The sequence below is a fragment of the Mesorhizobium sp. 10J20-29 genome (assembly GCF_054130485.1).
In genome coordinates this window covers 352,483-368,899 of record NZ_CP199156.1, presented here as the reverse complement: position 1 = coordinate 368,899, position 16,417 = coordinate 352,483, and the positions used below count along the sequence as shown (strand labels likewise).

Here is a 16,417-nt window from a genome sequence, read left to right as displayed (position 1 = left end):
TCATTCGGCGGGGCTCACGCGAGAGCCCGTGGCGTGATCCAGTTCCTGCTTCAGCCGCGCCGCGTCCTCGACATGCGGCGTGACGAAGCGGCCGAGCAGCAGGTAGGCTACCGGCGTCAGGAAAAGCGTCGACAGCGTGGCAAGGCCCAGCCCGCCGACGATGACCCAGCCGAGCGCGATGCGCGCCTCGGCGCCGGCGCCTGACGCCAGCACCAGCGGCAGGCCGCCGAGCACTGTACAGATCATCGTCATCATCACCGGGCGCAGCCGGATGTTCGAAGCCTGCTCGATCGCCTCGCGCACGCTCATGCCGCGGTCGCGCAGCTGGTTGGCGAATTCGACGATCAGGATGCCGTTCTTGGCCATGATGCCGACCAGCATCACCAGGCCGATCTGGCTGTAGGCGTTGAGGCTCGTGCCGGTCAGGAGCAGCGCGAAGACGGCGCAGGCGAGCCCGAGCGGCACGGTCGCCATGATGATGACGGCACTGACGAAGCTCTCGAACTGCGCGGCGAGCACAAGCAGGATGATGACCAGCGCGAAGGCGAAGATCGTCAGCATGCTCGAATTGCTCTCGCCGAGCGTCGCCGCTTCGGCCAGCGGCTCGATGCGGCTGCCCGGCGGCAGCAGGGGCGCGGCGATCTCCTCGGCGCGTGCCAGCGCGTCGCCGAGCGCAAAGCCCGGGGCGAGGTTGGAGGTGACGGCGACCGAGCGCAGCTGCTGCTCGCGCGACAGCGAGGGCGGCACCGCCTGCTCGGTCAGCGTGGCGATGGTCGACAGCGGCACGAAGCGGTTGTCGCCGGTCTTCATGAAGATGTTCTCGAGGTCGGTCGGATCGTTGATCGGGTTGGTCGTCGACACCAGCTTCACCGCGTAGCTGCGGTCGTCGATGAACACCTCGTCGATTTCGCGCCCGTCCAGCATCGCCTGGACGGCCTCGGAGAGGCCGGCGATGTCGATGCCGAGATCGGAGGCGCGCTCGCGGTCGATCTTGACCGAGAGCTGCGGCTGCGTGGCATCGGTCGACAGGCGCGCCTGCTGGAAGCGCTCGTCCTTCTCCAACTCGGCGACGATGGCGGTCGCTGCCTTGCCGAGATCGGCATAGCTGTTTGAGCCGACGACGGCGAACTGCAGCCCGTTGCCCGCGCCGCGGATGCCGAGACTGTTGGGCGAGATGGGGAATGCGCGCACGCCCGGAACGTCGGTCAGGTAGCGGCTGATGTCGGCGGCGATCTCCTGCTGGCTGCGGGTGCGTTCGTCCCAGGGAGCGAGCGACATCACCATGAAGCCGCTGTTGACCGATCCGCCGATGCCGGTCGCCGCGAAGGTGCTCTCCACTTCGCCGGAGTCGCGCAGCGGCTGCATCAGCTGCTCGATGCGGCGCATCTGCTGTGTCGTGTAGTCGAGGCTGACGCCCTGCGGCGCCGAGACGCGCAGCATGGCGCGCGAGCGGTCCTCGGTCGGCGTCAGTTCCTGCCGGATCATGCCGAAGGCGCCGTAGGCGGCGGCCGCAAACAGCACCGACACAACGATGACCACCAGCGGCGCGTCGAGGCAGACGTGCAGGCAGCGCCGGTAGATTTCCGAGAGCGTGTTGCCCACGCGCCCCATGATGCCGGTCCGTTTCTCCCCGACATGCGCGGTCAGCATGCGCGAGGCGAGCATCGGGCAGAGCGACAGCGCCACCACCGAGGACAGCAGCACCGCCATGGCGAGCACGAAGCCGAATTCGCGGAACAGGCCGCCGGTCTGGCCGGGCAGGAAGGAAAGCGGGATGAAGACGGCGGCGAGCGTTGCCGTCGTCGCGATGACGGCGAAGAAGACTTCCTTGGTGCCGAGCACGGCGGCGGCGCGCGGGCCCATGCCCTCGTTGCGCCGGCGCACGATGTTCTCCAGCACCACGATGGCGTCGTCGACGACGATGCCGGTCGCCAGCACGAGCGCCAGGAGCGTCAGGATGTTGATGGAGAAGCCGGCGAGGTAGATCGCCGCGATGGTGCCGATCAGCGCCACCGGCATGGCCAAACCGGGGATCAGCGTGGCGCGCCAGTCGAGTAGGAACAGGTAGATGATTAGCAGCACGATCGACACCGAGATGGCGAGCGCGATCTCGACCTCGTGCACGGCACCGTTGACGAAGGTGGCGTCGTCGCTGGTCACCCGGATGCTGGTGCCCTCGGGCAGGTTCTGCTGGATGTTGGCTACGGCCTTGCGTACGCCGTCCGAGATTTCCAGCGTGTTCGACTGCGCCTGGCGGATGATGCCGAGCCCTATGCCGGTCTTGCCGTCGGAGCGCAGCGACGTGCCGCCGGTGTCGGGCCCGAGCGTCACGGTTGCGACGTCGCCAAGCCGCGTGCGGCCGCCGATGATCAGGTTCTCGAAGGCGTCGGGCGAGGAAACCGAGGCCGTGGCGCGCACGATGATGTTCTGGTCGTTGGTGGTCAGCGCGCCGGCCGGCGTGTCCATCGAGATCGACGCCAGCGCGCGCGCCACGTCGGCGACGCTAAAGCCCAGGCTGGCGAGCTTGGCCTGGTTGATGTCGATGCGGAAGATCTTCTCGCGGTCGCCCCAGACCTGCACGTCGGCAACGCCCGGCACCGCCGACAGCGTGTCGAGCACCTGCTCCTCGACCAGGATCGTCATGTCCTCGACCGACATGGTGTCGGAGGTCACCGCCAGCCTCAGCACCGCGTCGGCATTGGCGTCGGCCTTCACGATGCGCGGCGCGTCGGCCTCGTCGGGCAGCTGGTTGGTGATGCGAGAGACGGCATCGCGCATGTCGGAGGCCGCGACATTGAGGTCGACGCCGTCGTTGAATTCGACGGTGATGCGGGCGCGTCCATAGGACGATGACGACGAGATCGACTTGACGCCCGAGACGCGCGACACCGCGCCCTCGATGACCTCGGTCAGTTCGCGGCCGATGGATTCGGCCGAGGCGCCGCGGTAGTCGGCGGTCACAGTGATCACCGGCCGGTCGACATCGGGCAGTTCGCGCACCTCGACGCCGAACAGCGCGGCAAGGCCTGCCACGACGATCAAAGTCGAGATGACGAAGGCCAGCACAGGCCGACGCACGAACAGCGCCGTCATGCCGTGCTTGGACGTGTCGTTGTGGGACTCAGCCATGGCGCTACGTGCCGCTGCCGGTGGCCGCCGGGGCATTCGCCCCGATGCCTGCGGGCTGTGCCCGGTTCGAGGCGATCAGCAGCTCGGCGCCGTCGCGCACCACGTGCACGCCCTCGGTCACCACGCTGTCGCCTTCCGTCAGCTCGGCTGACACCAGCACGCTCTCGGTGTTTCGTTGCACGATGCGCACGCTGACGCGCACGGCCCTGCCGTCGCGCACCGCCCAGACGAAAGCGCCGTCGGTACCCCACTGGATGGCCAGCGGATCGACCGAGGGATAGGTGTCGCCGGGAAAGCGCATCGAGACCTGGAAGGACATTCCGGGCCGCAGCGTGTCGCGCGCATTGTCGAGCTTGGCCTGGACGAGCAGCGTGCGGCTTTCCTCGTCGAGCCTGTTGTCGACGGCGCTGACCGTACCCTCGAGCACTTCGTTGGGCCGCGCGATCGGCGTCGCGGAAAGGGGCGCGCCGACGGCAATGCCGCTGGCGTAGCGTTCGGGAACCCAGAAATCGACGATGATGGTCGAACGGTCCTCGATGGTGACGATTGCGGTCTGCGTCGTCACGTAGTTGCCGGCCTCGACCGGAACGATGCCGACAATGCCGGAGATCGGCGAGCGGACCGAGCGGCGGTCGAGCGCCAATTCCGAATCGCGCAGCGCAAGCTGCGCATTGGAGAGCGCGAGATCGGCCTCGGTCACCTGCACCGCAGTGGCGGTGTTGGAGGTTCTCAGCGCGGTGATGCGCTTCATGCGCGCCTGCGCGTCGTCCAGCGCGATCCTGGCCCGGTCGACAGCGATCTCCTCGGCTTCCGCGTCGAGCCTTGCTATGACGCCGCCCTGTTCGATGGTCTGGCCGGACTCGACGAGAATTTCGGTCAGCCTGCCGGAATCATAGGGATTGACCGTGACCGAGCGGTTGGCGCGTCCCGTGCCGATAGCCGACAGCTTGTCGTTGATGGTGGCGTTTATCACCGGGGCGACGACGACGGCGGTCTGCGGGCCTCGCTGCCGGCGCGAGCCCTCTTCGCCGGAACCGTCCTGCTTTGGCGCGACAGCGGCGCTTGCCCAGTCGATGCCCCAGCGGGCCAGCACGTCCGGCGCGCCGGGGAAAAACTTCACCCACGCCGCGGCAGCGGCGACGAGCAGCACCAGCACGACGAGGAACTGTTTCCAGGCTGCCATTGTCACTCCAGAGATCGGCGCCCCATCGGCGCCCTGGCTTCGCCAGCGACCCGAGCTGGGCCGCAGGGGATTTTCCAAGCTTGCGTTATGACAACTCTACTGTCCCTGCGCACCTAGTTTATCATTAAATCTAGGTAAGGTTGAGGGGCTGCAAGCTTCCCCTAAGCCCTTGTTTCGCGCAGGCTTTCCATTTCGCGGATGCGATCGGCGCTGCCTGGAAGGCCGCGGCTGAGTTCACCGACAAGCGTTTCGGCAACGACGAACAGGGCCGCAGAGGAATCCCAAGGGGAGGGCGCCCCCGTGCGACCTGCGATGGTGTGCCTGGCGAAGCGGGCGATCGGCGACAACCACTGGTCGGTGAAAAGCAGGATCTGCGTGCCGCGGGCATGGGCGGCTTCTGCGAAGCGCAGCAGGCCGTCCTGGTAGCGCCTGATGTCGAAGACCACGAGCACGTCGCGCTTGCCGACATCGATCAGCCGGTCGCGCCAGTTGCCCTCCTGACCGGCCAGATGCAGAACGTTCGGCCGTACGATCGCCAGGTGCGCCGCCATGTAGCCGGCAAGCGGGTCGGTGAAGCGTCCGCCGACCAGCAGCACCTTCGAGCGCGGGTTGGACAGCAGCGTGACGATGTCTGCGATCTGGCTCTCCGAGACGTGCCGGAAGGTTTCGCGGATGTTTTCGAGCGTCGTTTCCACCGTCGCCGACAGCGCGCCGTCCTGGTCGGGCGCCGTCACGGTGCGCGAGGCCGGCGATTGCAACTGCGCGGCAAGCTCGTCCTGCAGCGCCGACTGGAATTCCGGGTAGTTGGCAAAGCCGATGCGCGCGACGAACCGCAGTATCGTCGGAGAGCTGACACCGGCGGCTTGCGAGAACTCGGCCACCGTCTTCAGCCCGACCAGCGGGTAGCTGGCGATCAGCGCCTGCGCGGCGCGGCGCTCGCCGGCCGGCATCGCATCGATACGGTCGGCGATGCGCTCGGAAATGCTGCTTGCCATGGCCTTGCCTCCGGGCGCCCTGCGCCTCTCTCCGCAGCCGCCTTCCGTCCTCCGTAAAAGACGTTTGACAAAGCCGCCGAAGGCGTATGAAATCATTCATGAGGGCGGATGAAAACAAAAATCGTATCATACGGTACGGCATCGTCCGAAACGGCAGGCATGAACGGCACGCAGTCAGGCGCCACGCTCGGCAGGGAGCCCGTCCGGATCACCCGGCGCGGTGGCGGCTCGCCCTTCGTGATTCTCTGCGACCACGCTTCGAACTGGCTGCCGGCCTCCTTCGGCACGCTCGGCCTCGCCGGCTCCGACATGACGCGCCACATCGCCTGGGACCCAGGCGCGCTGCCGGTCGCGAGCCTGATGGCCGAGGCGCTCGACGCGCCGCTCGTCGAATCCGGCGTCTCGCGGCTGCTGATCGACTGCAACCGGCCGCTCGACGCGCACGACCTCATTCCGGCGGTCAGCGAGACCACCGAGATCCCGGCCAATGCCGGGCTTTCTCCGAAGGAGAGGGAAGAGCGCATCGCACTTTCCTGGACACCCTTCCACAACGCCATCGAGGCGGTGGTCGAGGAACGCCTGGCGCGCCGCCAGCCGACGGTGCTGGTTTCCATCCATTCCTTCACGCCGGTCTACCGCGGCAAGAGCCGGCCCTGGGAGATCGGCATCATCCATGACGACGACCGGCGCGTCGCCGATCCGCTGGTCGCGGCATTGCGCGAGGTGCCCGGCCTTACCGTCGGCGTCAACGAACCCTATTCGCCGGCCGACCGGGTCTATTTCACGCTGGAGCGCCATGCGCGCTCGCGCGGCCTGCCCTGCGCCATGATCGAGATCCGCAACGACGAGATTTCCGACGCAGCCGGCCAGGGTAAATGGGCCGACCTGCTCGGGGGGATGTTTTCGCGCCTCGAACCGCTATTGTCGGGCGCGGCGGAGACGGGACAGCCGGCGGCCTGAGCCGCGGCAGGAAATTTATTCGGCGGCCTTGTGGCTGCCGGTCACGAATTGGGCGCCAGGCGGCGCGGCGGAGTGAAAAGCATGGCTGGAAACATGACGTTCGAGCAGTTGAAGAAGGCTGTCGCCTCGGGCGAGATCGACACGGTGCTCAGCTGCGCCGTCGACATGCAGGGCAGGCTCATCGGAAAGCGGTTCCTCGCCAGCTTTTTCGTCGAGTCCGCCTATGACGAGTCGCATGGCTGCAACTACCTGCTGGCCAACGACATCGATATGGAGGCGGTACCCGGCTACAAGGCGGCGAGCTGGGCGAAGGGCTATGGCGATCTCGTCATGAAGTCCGATCTTTCGACGATCAGGGTCGTGCCGTGGCTTGAGAAGACTGCGATGCTGCTCTGCGACCTGCAGGATCCGGAGACACATGCCGACCTGGCGCACTCGCCGCGTGGCATCCTTCGCCGCCAGGTCGCACGCCTCACGGAAAGAGGCTATCTCGGCTATTTCGCCTCCGAACTCGAATTCTACCTGTTCAACGAGACGTACGATTCAGCGCGTGCGAAGCATTGGCAGAACCTCGAAACGGCATCGCCCTATATCGGTGACTACCTGATCGGCATCACCACCAAGGAAGAAGGCGTGATGCGCCGGCTGCGCAACGAGATGCAGGCGGCCGGCATCCCGATCGAGAACTCCAAGGGCGAAGCCGGGCCGGGTCAGGAAGAAATAAACGTCCGCTATGCCGAAGCGCTTGAGGCGGCCGACCGCCATGTGATCCTGAAGAACGGCGCCCGCGAGATTGCCAGCCAGGAAGGCAAGGCGATCTCTTTCATGTCCAAGTACCACTACAACCACGCCGGAAATTCCAGCCACGTCCATAATTCGCTGTGGAGCATGGATGGAAAGACGCCGCTCTTTTACGACAAGAACAGCGACTGGACATTGTCGACGCTTGGACAGCAGTGGGCGGCCGGCCAGCTCAAATACGCACGGGAATACACGGCGCTGCTGGCGCCCTACATCAATTCATACAAGCGGTTTCAGTCGGGAAGCTGGGCGCCGACCCGCATCATCTGGAGCCGCGACAACCGCACCGCCGGCTTCCGGCTCTGCGGCGAAGGCACCAAGGGCATCCGCATGGAATGCCGCATCGGCGGCGCAGACCTCAACCCCTATCTCGCCTTTGCGGCGCTGATCGCCGCCGGTCTCGCGGGCATCGACGAGAAGCTCGAACTGCAGAAGCCCTTCGTCGGCGACGCCTACCAGGCGGCGAAGCTGCCGGAGATACCGAAGACGTTGCGCGACGCCACCGAGACGATGGCAAAATCGAAGATGCTGAAGGCGGCGCTCGGCGAGGACGTCATCGAGCATTACCTGCACACCGCCCGCTGGGAGCAGATGGAATACGACCGCCGCATCACCGACTGGGAGCTGCATCGCGGCTTCGAGCGGTACTGAGCAAGAACACGGAAACGGACGAGGAAACATCATGACCGAAACGGTCAAGCTCACTTCCCCCATCGACGGCTCGATCTGGCTCGAGCGCCCGGTCGCCACCGACCAGGCCATCAACGCCGCGGTCGAGCGCGCGAGGGGCGCGCAGGCTTCGTGGGCCGAGACGCCGATCGCCGAGCGCGGCAAGTATCTCCTCGCCATGCTCGAGGCGCTGGTCGCCATGAACGACGAGATCGTGCCGGAGCTTGCCTGGCAGATGGGCCGGCCGACGCGCTACGGCGGCGAAAAGGGCGGCGTCGAGGAGCGCACGCGCTACATGGTGGCGCTGGCCGAAAAGGCACTCGCGCCGTTCTATCCCGAGGAGCGCCCGGGCTTCCGCCGCTACCTCAAGAAGGAGCCGCTTGGCATCGTCTTCGTCATCGCGCCGTGGAACTACCCGTTCCTGACCGCCGTCAACACCATCGTGCCGGCGCTGATGGCCGGCAACGCAGTGGTCCTCAAGCATGCCGCGCAGACGCTGCTCGTTGGCGAACGCTTTCAAGCTGCCTTCGACAAGGCCGGCCTGCCCAAAGGCCTGTTCCAGAACATCGTGCTCAACCACGCGCAAACCGAGAAGCTGCTCGGCTCGGGCAAGATCGACCATTGCAACTTCACCGGTTCCGTCGGTGGCGGGCGCGCCATCGAGAAGGCTGCCGCCGGCACCTTCATGACGCTCGGCCTCGAGCTCGGCGGCAAGGACCCGGCCTATGTGCTGCCCGACGCGAAGATGGACCATGCCGTGGCCAATCTGGTCGACGGCGCCTTCTACAATTCGGGCCAGTGCTGCTGCGGCATCGAGCGCGTCTATGTGCACGAGAAGGTCTATGACGAGTTCATCGAAGGCTTCATCGCCGAGACGAAGAACTACGTCGTCGGCAACCCCCTCGACGCCGCCACCACCATGGGCCCGATGGCGCAGGCGCGTTTCGCCGACGCCATCCGCGAGCAGAAGGCCGAGGCGCTGCGCAAGGGCGCGAGGGCCAACATCAACATGACGGTCGCGGAGGACAAGGCCGGTTCGCCCTACATCGCGCCGGAAGTGCTGACCGACGTCAATCACCAGATGAGCGTCATGCGCGAGGAAAGTTTCGGACCGATCGTCGGCATCATGAAGGTGAAGAACGACGAGGAAGCCATCGCGCTGATGAACGACAGCCCCTACGGACTGACCGCCTCGATCTGGACGACCGACACCGGCCATGCGGCCACCATCGGCGACCGCATCGAGACCGGGACCGTGTTCATGAACCGCTGCGACTATGTCGATCCGGGCCTCGTCTGGACCGGCGTCAAGGACACCGGCAAGGGCGGCGCCATGTCGGTCGTCGGGTATGAAAACCTGACGCGGCCGAAATCCTATCATCTGCGCGAAGCAATCTGATCCCCGAAAGAGCACCCGATGTCGAAACTCGTATCCAAGTGGAACTACCCAACCACCGTGCGCTTCGGCGCCGGACGCATCTCGGAACTGCCGGACGCGCTGGCCTTTGCCGGCATCAAGCGGCCGCTGTTCGTCACCGATCCGGGCCTGGCCAGGCTGCCGGTCGTCGCCTCGACGCTGAAGATCCTCGACGACGCGAAGATTCCCTATGGCGTCTTCTCCGACGTCAAGGCCAACCCGGTCGGCGCCAACCTCGATGCCGGCGTCGCGGTGTTCAGGAAGGGCAAGCATGACGGCGTCATCGCCTTCGGCGGCGGCTCGGCGCTCGATCTCGGCAAGCTGATCGCCTTCCAGGCCGGCCAGACCCGTCCGATCTGGGATTTCGAGGATGTCGGCGACTGGTGGACGCGCGCCAACAGCGACGCCATCGCGCCGATCGTTGCCGTGCCGACCACGGCCGGCACCGGCTCGGAAGTCGGCCGCGCCGGTGTGCTGACCAACGAGGAAACGCACACCAAGAAGATCATCTTCCACCCCAAGCTGCTGCCGGCCATCGTGATTGCCGACCCGGAACTCACCACCGGCATGCCGGCCTTCATCACCATTGGCACCGGCATGGATGCGCTGGCGCATTGCCTCGAAGCCTATTGCGCGCCGGGATACCATCCGATGGCCGACGGCATCGCGCTCGAAGGCATGCGGCTGGTGCTGGAAAACCTGCCGAAGGCCGCCGCCAACGGCAAGGACATCACTGCGCGCGCCAACATGATGGCGGCTGCCGCGATGGGCGCCACTGCCTTCCAGAAGGGCCTCGGCGCCATCCACTCCCTGTCGCACCCGATCGGTGCGCTCTATGACACCCATCACGGCATGACCAACGGCGTCTTCATGCCCTACGTGCTGGCCTTCAACCGGCCGGCGGTCGAGGAGCGCATCACGCGCGCCGCCGCCTATCTCGGCATCAAGGGCGGGTTCGACGGTTTCATGAAGGCGATCCTCAAGCTGCGCAAGGAACTCAAGGTGCCGCATGCGCTGCCCGACCTCATCAAGGGGCTGGACATGGACGCCAAGCGCCGCAAGCTGATCGCCGAAATGGCCGTGGCCGATCCCAGCACCGGCGGCAATCCGGTCAAGCTGACCAGGAAGGCGGCGCAGGAACTGCTCGAGAAGTCGATCGCCGGCACAGTCTGAGCCGCCCGGGCGTCTCTCCCAGGGGAGGAGAGCGTCCGGATATTCGTTAGCCGGGAAAAAGAATCTGTCCCTCGCCGATTGCTAGAAGCCGGCAAAAGTAGTTAGATTTTATCGCTTCGGGGGTTCCGACAGTCCAGGGTTCATCGGACTGTCACACGATAGCGGTAACCGCATCGCAGGCGTCAAATGGCGTCAATTCAATGGAGAGACAATATGTTCAAGTTCACGGGAAAGCTGCTTTCCCTTTCGGCGGCGTCGCTGATGCTGACGACGGCCTTTGCTTCGGCGCAGTCCATGGACGAACTGGTTGCAGCCGCGAAGGCTGAGGGCCAGCTCACCACCATCGCGCTGCCGCACGACTGGTGCGGTTACGGCGATGTCATCGCCGGCTTCAAGGCCAAGTACCCGGAAATCACGATCAACGAACTGAACCCGGATGCCGGCTCGGCTGATGAAATCGAGGCGATCAAGGCAAACAAGGACAACAAGGGCCCGCAGGCGCCTGACGTCATCGACGTCGGCCTGTCCTTCGGTCCGTCGGCAATGTCCGAAGGCCTGTTGATGCCTTACAAGGTTTCGACCTGGGACTCGATCCCGGACAGCGCAAAGGATGCCGACGGTCACTGGTATGGCGACTATTACGGCGTCATGTCGTTCATCGTGAACAAGGATCTGGTCCCCAACACGCCGGCCGACTGGTCGGACCTTTTGAAGCCTGAATATTCGGGCCAGGTCGCCCTTGCCGGCGATCCGCGCGCTTCGAACCAGGCCATCCTCGGTGTCCTGGCCGCAGGTCTGGCCGGCGGTGCTGCCGCAGGCAAGGAAGCAGGCGAAAAGGGTCTTGAGTTCTTTGCCGAGCTGAACAAGAGCGGCAACTTCGTGCCGGTCATCGGCAAGGCCGGAACGCTGGCGCAGGGCTCGACCCCGATCATGGTGATGTGGGACTACAACGCGCTTGCCGCCAAGGACACGCTTGCGGGCAATCCGCCGGTCGAGGTCATCGTGCCGAAGTCTGGCGTTCTCGCCGGTGTCTACGTGCAGGCCATCAGCGCCTATGCGCCGCACCCGAATGCCGCGAAGCTGTGGATGGAGTATCTCTACTCGGACGAAGGTCAGCTCGGCTGGCTGAAGGGCTACTGCCACCCGATCCGCTTCAACGACATGGTCAAGCGCGGCGTCGTTCCGCAGGACCTGCTCGACAAGCTGCCGCCGGCAGCATCCTACGAAGCCGCCTACTTCCCGACGCTTGAGGAAGTCAACGCCAACAAGGAAGCGGTCACCGCCGGCTGGGATGCCGTCGTGGGTGCCAACGTTCAGTAACGTCCGTCACTGAAGCAATGCCCGTTCCGCATCCTTGCGGGACGGGCAGTTTCTGAGCCGACTGACAGCAGCGAGCGGATGACGACCCAGACGCCAACAGCCTCGAAGACCATCATGAGCCGGCTGCCGCTGAACTGGCTGGGCGTGGCGCCGTTCGCGCTGTTTGTCACGCTGTTCCTGTTCCTGCCGACGATGAACATCGTCATCGGCGCGTTCCAGAATCCTGCGGGCGAGTTCACCCTTGCCAACATCCAGGGCCTGAACACCCCCTCGATCATTTCCGCCTACTGGATATCCATCAAGATCAGCCTGGCTTCCGCCCTGCTCGGTTGCCTTGTCGGCTTTTCTGTCGCCGCAGCCGTGACGCTCGGCGGTTTGCCGAAGTGGATACGGTCGCCTCTGCTGACCTTCTCCGGCGTGGCGTCCAATTTTGCCGGCGTGCCGCTGGCCTTCGCCTTTCTCGCAACGCTCGGACCGATCGGGCTGGTCACTGTCTTCCTGCGCACCCAGGTCGGCATCGACCTGAGGTCGCTCGGCTTCAACCTGCTGTCGTTCTGGGGCCTGACGGTAACCTATCTGTTCTTCCAGATCCCGCTGATGATCCTGATCATCACCCCCGCGCTGGACGGTTTGAAGCGCGAGTGGCGGGAAGCCGCCAGCATTCTCGGCGCCTCCGGTTTTCAGTACTGGCGGCTGGTGGCCTTCCCGATCCTGTTCCCGTCGCTTCTCGGGACGCTGGCGCTGCTCTTCGCCAACTCGTTCGGCGCGGTCGCGACAGCCATCGCGCTGACCGGTTCGTCGCTTAACATCGTGCCGATCCTGCTCTTTGCGCAGATTCGCGGCGATGTGCTCGGCGATCCGCATCTCGGTTATGCACTGGCCTTCGGCATGATTGTCGTTACCGGTATCGCAAATACCATCTACATCTGGCTCAGGGCGCGCTCCGAGCGGTGGCTCAAATGAGCCGGTTCTGGGCATGGCTGGCACTGGCCGGCGGCATGATCTACTTCATCCTGCCGCTGCTCGGCATGACCGAGTTCTCGCTCAAGATGCGCCGTGGCGTCTATTCGTTCGACGCCTATGCCAGGGTTCTGGCCGATCCGAAATTCCAGGAGACGTTCACCTACTCCGTCGCGATGGCGCTGGTGACGATCCTGTTCGGCGTCCTGCTCGTGGTGCCCACCGCCTACTGGGTCCGCCTCAAGCTGCCCCGCCTGCGCCCGTACATCGAGTTCATCACGCTTCTGCCGCTGGTCATTCCGGCCATCGTCATCGTGTTCGGCTACATCCGGCTCTACAACACGTCGAGCTGGCTACCGCTCACCGGGTCGGTACATGGGACAAACGCCTTGCTGATGTTCGGCTATGCGACGCTGTCGCTGCCCTACATGTATCGCGCTGTGGACACGGGACTGCGCACTATTGATGTTTCCACCCTGACCGAAGCCGCCCAATCGCTCGGCGCCGGTTGGATCACCATCCTGTCGCGCATCATCCTGCCCAATGTCCTGGTCGCCGTCCTGTCGGGTGCTTTCGTTACCTTGGCCATCGTGCTTGGTGAATTCACCATGGCCGCGCTTCTGAACCGTCCCGCCTTCGGCCCCTACATGCAGCTGCTCGGCGCCAACCGCGCCTATGAGCCCGCGGCACTCGCCGTGATCGCCTTTGCCATCACCTGGGGCTGCATGGCGCTGATCCAGATTGTTTCCCGCTTCGCGCCGAAGGCGCCGGTCAACCCGCACTGATTGTGAAGAGCCAAGCCGAATGTCCGATCCGTTCCTGTTGATCCAGAATGTGCGAAAGGCCTATGGCGACGTCACCGTCGTCAAGGATTTCAGCCTCGAAGTCGAGCAGGGAGAGTTCGTTTCCTTCCTCGGGCCGTCGGGCTGCGGCAAGACGACGATGCTGCGCATCGTTGCCGGCTTCGAAGTACCAAGTGCAGGGTCCGTCGTCATCGGAGGCAAGGACGTCACAAGCCTCAAGCCGAACCAGCGCAACATCGGCATGGTGTTCCAGTCCTACGCGCTGTTTCCGAACATGACGGTTGGACAGAATATCGGCTTCGGACTCAAGGTCGCCGGCGTTCCCAAGGCCGAGGCGGCCGCGCGCGTCGACGAGATGCTGCAGCTGATCAGCTTGCCGCAGCTGGGCGACCGCTATCCCTACCAGCTTTCCGGCGGCCAGCAGCAGCGCGTTGCGCTCGCCCGCGCCATGGCTGGAAAGCCCCAGGTCCTGTTGCTCGACGAGCCGCTGTCGGCGCTGGACGCCAAGGTCCGTGTCTCGCTGCGCGACGAGATTCGCTCCATCCAGAAGGCGCTCGGCATCACGACGATCTTCGTCACGCATGACCAGGAAGAGGCGCTGTCGATGTCCGACCGCATCGTCGTCATGCATGGCGGCATGGCTGAGCAGGTCGGCACGCCATACGAGATCTACAACAAGCCGACCAGCAAGTTCGTCGCCGGCTTCGTCGGCACGCTGAACGTGCTTGACGGTACGGTGACCGACCCGGCAACCGGCGCGGTCCGCATCGGTGACGACAACGTCGTGATGAAGCAGTCGCTCAACGGCGCAAAGGCTGGCGACACGCTGTCTCTGGCACTCAGGCCCGAAGCCATCTCGCTCGGCAAGCAGCCGGGCCGCGACGCCTCCATCGGCGGCACGATCTCGGAGGTCAGCTTCCTCGGCTCGGTGATCCGGGTGCGCGTCGGTCTCGGCAAGGATGCCGTGTCGCTCGACACGTTCAACAACCCGGCCAAGCCGCCGCCCAAGGTCGGCGAAAAAACCGAGATCAGCTTCTCGTCCGCCGACCTCCTGGTGCTTCACTAGGCCAGACGGCTGCCGTCCCGCGCGCGCCGCGAATCTGGCCCCATCGGCCAGCCGCGAGCGGCCGATTGTCAGCCGGCGAAGGGCAAGCTACTCGGATAGCGCGGGGGAAATTCGCGTGAAGCTCGTCAGCTACAACATCCAGTACGGTTTTGGCAGCGACGGGCGTTACGACCTGGCGCGCGCCGCCCGCGTCGTCGCTGGCGCCGACATCATCGCCCTGCAGGAGGTCGAGCGCTTCTGGCAGCGCAGCAACGAGGACGACCAGCCCGAAATACTGGGCCGCCTGCTGCCCGACCACTACTGGGTCTACGGCCCGGCCTTCGACATGGACGCCAGTTTCCGCAGCGACGGTGGCATCGTCAACCGCCGCCGGCAGTTTGGCACCATGATCCTGTCGCGCCTGCCGATCCTGTGGTCGCGCCTGCATCTCCTGCCGATGCGCCGCGCGGTTACGCCACTCAACACGCAGAACGCGGCGCTCGAATGCCTCATCCGCACTCCCTCCGGTCCGGTCCGCTTCTTCTCGATCCATCTCGCCCACATCGCGGTCGAGGAGCGGCTCGAGGAGATCGACTATCTGCTTGAACGCCACCGTCGCGCGCCGCTCGAGGGCGGGCCGTGGAGCGGCGTCGACGACGAGCCGTCACGCAACTGGACGAATGGCGGCGCCGAGCCCGATTGCCCGCAGCTGGCCATCTGGATGGGCGACTTCAACAGCGAGCCCGGAAGCACGGAATACCACCGCATCGTGGGCGACAACCCATACCATCCAGGGGCCGCCTATGTTGGCGGCTTCTCCGACGCGGCACGGCTTGCCGGCCACGGCCCCGGTGCGCTCCACACCCACGTCAAGCAAATCGCCGGCGAGACGCGAAAACGCCAGCTCGACCATTGTTTCGTGGGCTCGCCGCTCGCCGCGCGCGTCCGCTCGGTCACCGTCGACAATGCCGAGGTCGCCTCCGACCACCATCCGCTCTTCGTCGACATCGACCTCGACACGCCGGAACCCGGCGGCCGGTGAGCGCGCCATGACGCTCACCGTCTTCTTTGCCGTCATGGCGGCGGCGGCCATGCACGCGGTGTGGAACGCCGTGGTCAAGGTGCGCTTCGACCGCTTCGTGTCGGTCACGCTGATGACCCTCGGCATGATGGCCGCCTCGCTGCCGGTGCTGCCCTTCGTCGACTTCCCGGCACCCAATGTCTGGCCCTGGATCATCGCCTCGGTGATCTTCCACATGGGCTACAAGCTGGCGCTGGTCCGCGCCTACGAGGCTGGCGACATGGCGCAAACCTACCCGCTGGCGCGCGGCACGGCGCCGCTCTTGACGACGCTCGGCGCCATGGTGCTGGTCTCGGAGTTCCCGACGCCGCTGTCGATCGCCGGCATCGCGCTGCTCTCCTGCGGCACCTTCCTGATGTCGTTTCGCGGTGGTGCTGCGCTCGAAAAATTCAACCTGCATGCTGTCGGCTACGCGCTGGTCACCTCGGTCTTCATCGCAGCCTACACCCTGTCGGACGGCAACGGCGCCAGGCTTGCCACCACGGCGTCGAGCTATGCCGCGTGGCTGTTCTTCTGCGACGGTTTATGGTCGCTGGCGCTGGCGGTCGTACTGCGCGGAAAAATCGTGCTGCCGGCCATCGCCATCGGCTGGAGGGACGGGCTCTTGACCGGCGCGCTGTCGGCCGCCGCCTACTGGATCGCCATGTGGGCCATGACCAAGGCGCCGATCGCCTCGGTCGCGGCCCTGCGCGAGACCTCGATCCTGTTCGCCATGGGCATTTCGGTGTTTGTGCTGCGCGAGAAGATGACGCCTTGGCGCATCGTGGCGGCGCTCCTCATCGTCGCCGGCGTCATCGCGCTCCGACTCGGCTGATGTAACCCGTCTGCCGGCCATTCATCCCTCGGTTCATGGCTACCCCGAAGGCTTTTCGGCAACCGCT

Annotated in this window: 13 protein-coding genes; 10 read left to right on the top strand and 3 right to left on the bottom strand. The window is 65.3% G+C overall.

Annotated features, from left to right (window positions below):
• The 3 genes from ACT2BZ_RS01805 to ACT2BZ_RS01795 all read right to left on the bottom strand — a co-directional run bounded on the left by ACT2BZ_RS01805 (position 1) and on the right by ACT2BZ_RS01795 (position 5,307).
• Positions 1-3,129, bottom strand: a complete 3,129-nt coding sequence (locus tag ACT2BZ_RS01805) for an efflux RND transporter permease subunit (RefSeq protein WP_457938856.1) — start codon at positions 3,127-3,129, stop codon at positions 1-3.
• Between the two features lie 4 nt (positions 3,130-3,133).
• Positions 3,134-4,312: an efflux RND transporter periplasmic adaptor subunit gene (locus tag ACT2BZ_RS01800; RefSeq protein ID WP_457938854.1), complete on the bottom strand. Its 1,179-nt coding sequence runs from the start codon at positions 4,310-4,312 to the stop codon at positions 3,134-3,136.
• A 161-nt stretch (positions 4,313-4,473) separates the two neighbouring features.
• Positions 4,474-5,307: a MurR/RpiR family transcriptional regulator gene (locus tag ACT2BZ_RS01795; protein WP_457938853.1), complete on the bottom strand. Its 834-nt coding sequence runs from the start codon at positions 5,305-5,307 to the stop codon at positions 4,474-4,476.
• A 159-nt stretch (positions 5,308-5,466) separates the two neighbouring features.
• Between ACT2BZ_RS01795 and ACT2BZ_RS01790 the strand changes: the two genes are divergently transcribed.
• From ACT2BZ_RS01790 to ACT2BZ_RS01745, 10 genes are all read left to right on the top strand, one after another.
• Positions 5,467-6,267: an N-formylglutamate amidohydrolase gene (locus ACT2BZ_RS01790; RefSeq protein ID WP_457941445.1), complete on the top strand. Its 801-nt coding sequence runs from the start codon at positions 5,467-5,469 to the stop codon at positions 6,265-6,267.
• 81 nt (positions 6,268-6,348) lie between these two features.
• Positions 6,349-7,719 (top strand): glutamine synthetase family protein, encoded by a 1,371-nt coding sequence (locus tag ACT2BZ_RS01785; protein WP_457938852.1) that lies wholly within the window; start codon positions 6,349-6,351, stop codon positions 7,717-7,719.
• A 31-nt stretch (positions 7,720-7,750) separates the two neighbouring features.
• Positions 7,751-9,136 carry an aldehyde dehydrogenase family protein gene (locus ACT2BZ_RS01780; RefSeq protein ID WP_457938851.1) on the top strand — a complete coding sequence of 462 codons (1,386 nt, stop codon included), beginning with the start codon at positions 7,751-7,753 and terminating at the stop codon, positions 9,134-9,136.
• 18 nt (positions 9,137-9,154) lie between these two features.
• Positions 9,155-10,327, top strand: a complete 1,173-nt coding sequence (locus ACT2BZ_RS01775) for an iron-containing alcohol dehydrogenase (protein ID WP_457938849.1) — start codon at positions 9,155-9,157, stop codon at positions 10,325-10,327.
• 213 nt (positions 10,328-10,540) lie between these two features.
• A complete protein-coding gene (locus ACT2BZ_RS01770; RefSeq protein WP_457938848.1) occupies positions 10,541-11,647 on the top strand; it encodes an ABC transporter substrate-binding protein in 1,107 nt (368 codons plus the stop codon).
• 78 nt (positions 11,648-11,725) lie between these two features.
• Positions 11,726-12,610: an ABC transporter permease gene (locus tag ACT2BZ_RS01765; RefSeq protein WP_457938846.1), complete on the top strand. Its 885-nt coding sequence runs from the start codon at positions 11,726-11,728 to the stop codon at positions 12,608-12,610.
• The gene (locus ACT2BZ_RS01760; RefSeq protein ID WP_457938845.1) at positions 12,607-13,392 is read left to right on the top strand and encodes an ABC transporter permease; all 786 of its coding nucleotides are present in this window, start codon (positions 12,607-12,609) and stop codon (positions 13,390-13,392) included. The genes ACT2BZ_RS01765 and ACT2BZ_RS01760 overlap by 4 nt, the downstream gene beginning before the upstream one ends.
• A 19-nt stretch (positions 13,393-13,411) precedes the next feature.
• Entirely contained in the window at positions 13,412-14,476 is a 1,065-nt protein-coding gene (locus ACT2BZ_RS01755) for an ABC transporter ATP-binding protein (RefSeq protein WP_457938844.1), read from the top strand.
• A gap of 115 nt (positions 14,477-14,591) precedes the next feature.
• Positions 14,592-15,497 (top strand): endonuclease/exonuclease/phosphatase family protein, encoded by a 906-nt coding sequence (locus ACT2BZ_RS01750; RefSeq protein WP_457938842.1) that lies wholly within the window; start codon positions 14,592-14,594, stop codon positions 15,495-15,497.
• 7 nt (positions 15,498-15,504) lie between these two features.
• Positions 15,505-16,350: an EamA family transporter gene (locus ACT2BZ_RS01745; RefSeq protein ID WP_457938841.1), complete on the top strand. Its 846-nt coding sequence runs from the start codon at positions 15,505-15,507 to the stop codon at positions 16,348-16,350.
• Positions 16,351-16,417 lie beyond the last annotated feature (67 nt).

Coding starts and splice junctions, on each gene's coding strand:
- ACT2BZ_RS01805 (WP_457938856.1), bottom strand. CDS start 3,129: ATGGCTGAGTCCCACAACGACACGTCCAAGCACGGCATGACGGCGCTG.
- ACT2BZ_RS01800 (WP_457938854.1), bottom strand. CDS start 4,312: ATGGCAGCCTGGAAACAGTTCCTCGTCGTGCTGGTGCTGCTCGTCGCC.
- ACT2BZ_RS01795 (WP_457938853.1), bottom strand. CDS start 5,307: ATGGCAAGCAGCATTTCCGAGCGCATCGCCGACCGTATCGATGCGATG.
- ACT2BZ_RS01790 (WP_457941445.1), top strand. CDS start 5,467: ATGAACGGCACGCAGTCAGGCGCCACGCTCGGCAGGGAGCCCGTCCGG.
- ACT2BZ_RS01785 (WP_457938852.1), top strand. CDS start 6,349: ATGGCTGGAAACATGACGTTCGAGCAGTTGAAGAAGGCTGTCGCCTCG.
- ACT2BZ_RS01780 (WP_457938851.1), top strand. CDS start 7,751: ATGACCGAAACGGTCAAGCTCACTTCCCCCATCGACGGCTCGATCTGG.
- ACT2BZ_RS01775 (WP_457938849.1), top strand. CDS start 9,155: ATGTCGAAACTCGTATCCAAGTGGAACTACCCAACCACCGTGCGCTTC.
- ACT2BZ_RS01770 (WP_457938848.1), top strand. CDS start 10,541: ATGTTCAAGTTCACGGGAAAGCTGCTTTCCCTTTCGGCGGCGTCGCTG.
- ACT2BZ_RS01765 (WP_457938846.1), top strand. CDS start 11,726: ATGACGACCCAGACGCCAACAGCCTCGAAGACCATCATGAGCCGGCTG.
- ACT2BZ_RS01760 (WP_457938845.1), top strand. CDS start 12,607: ATGAGCCGGTTCTGGGCATGGCTGGCACTGGCCGGCGGCATGATCTAC.
- ACT2BZ_RS01755 (WP_457938844.1), top strand. CDS start 13,412: ATGTCCGATCCGTTCCTGTTGATCCAGAATGTGCGAAAGGCCTATGGC.
- ACT2BZ_RS01745 (WP_457938841.1), top strand. CDS start 15,505: ATGACGCTCACCGTCTTCTTTGCCGTCATGGCGGCGGCGGCCATGCAC.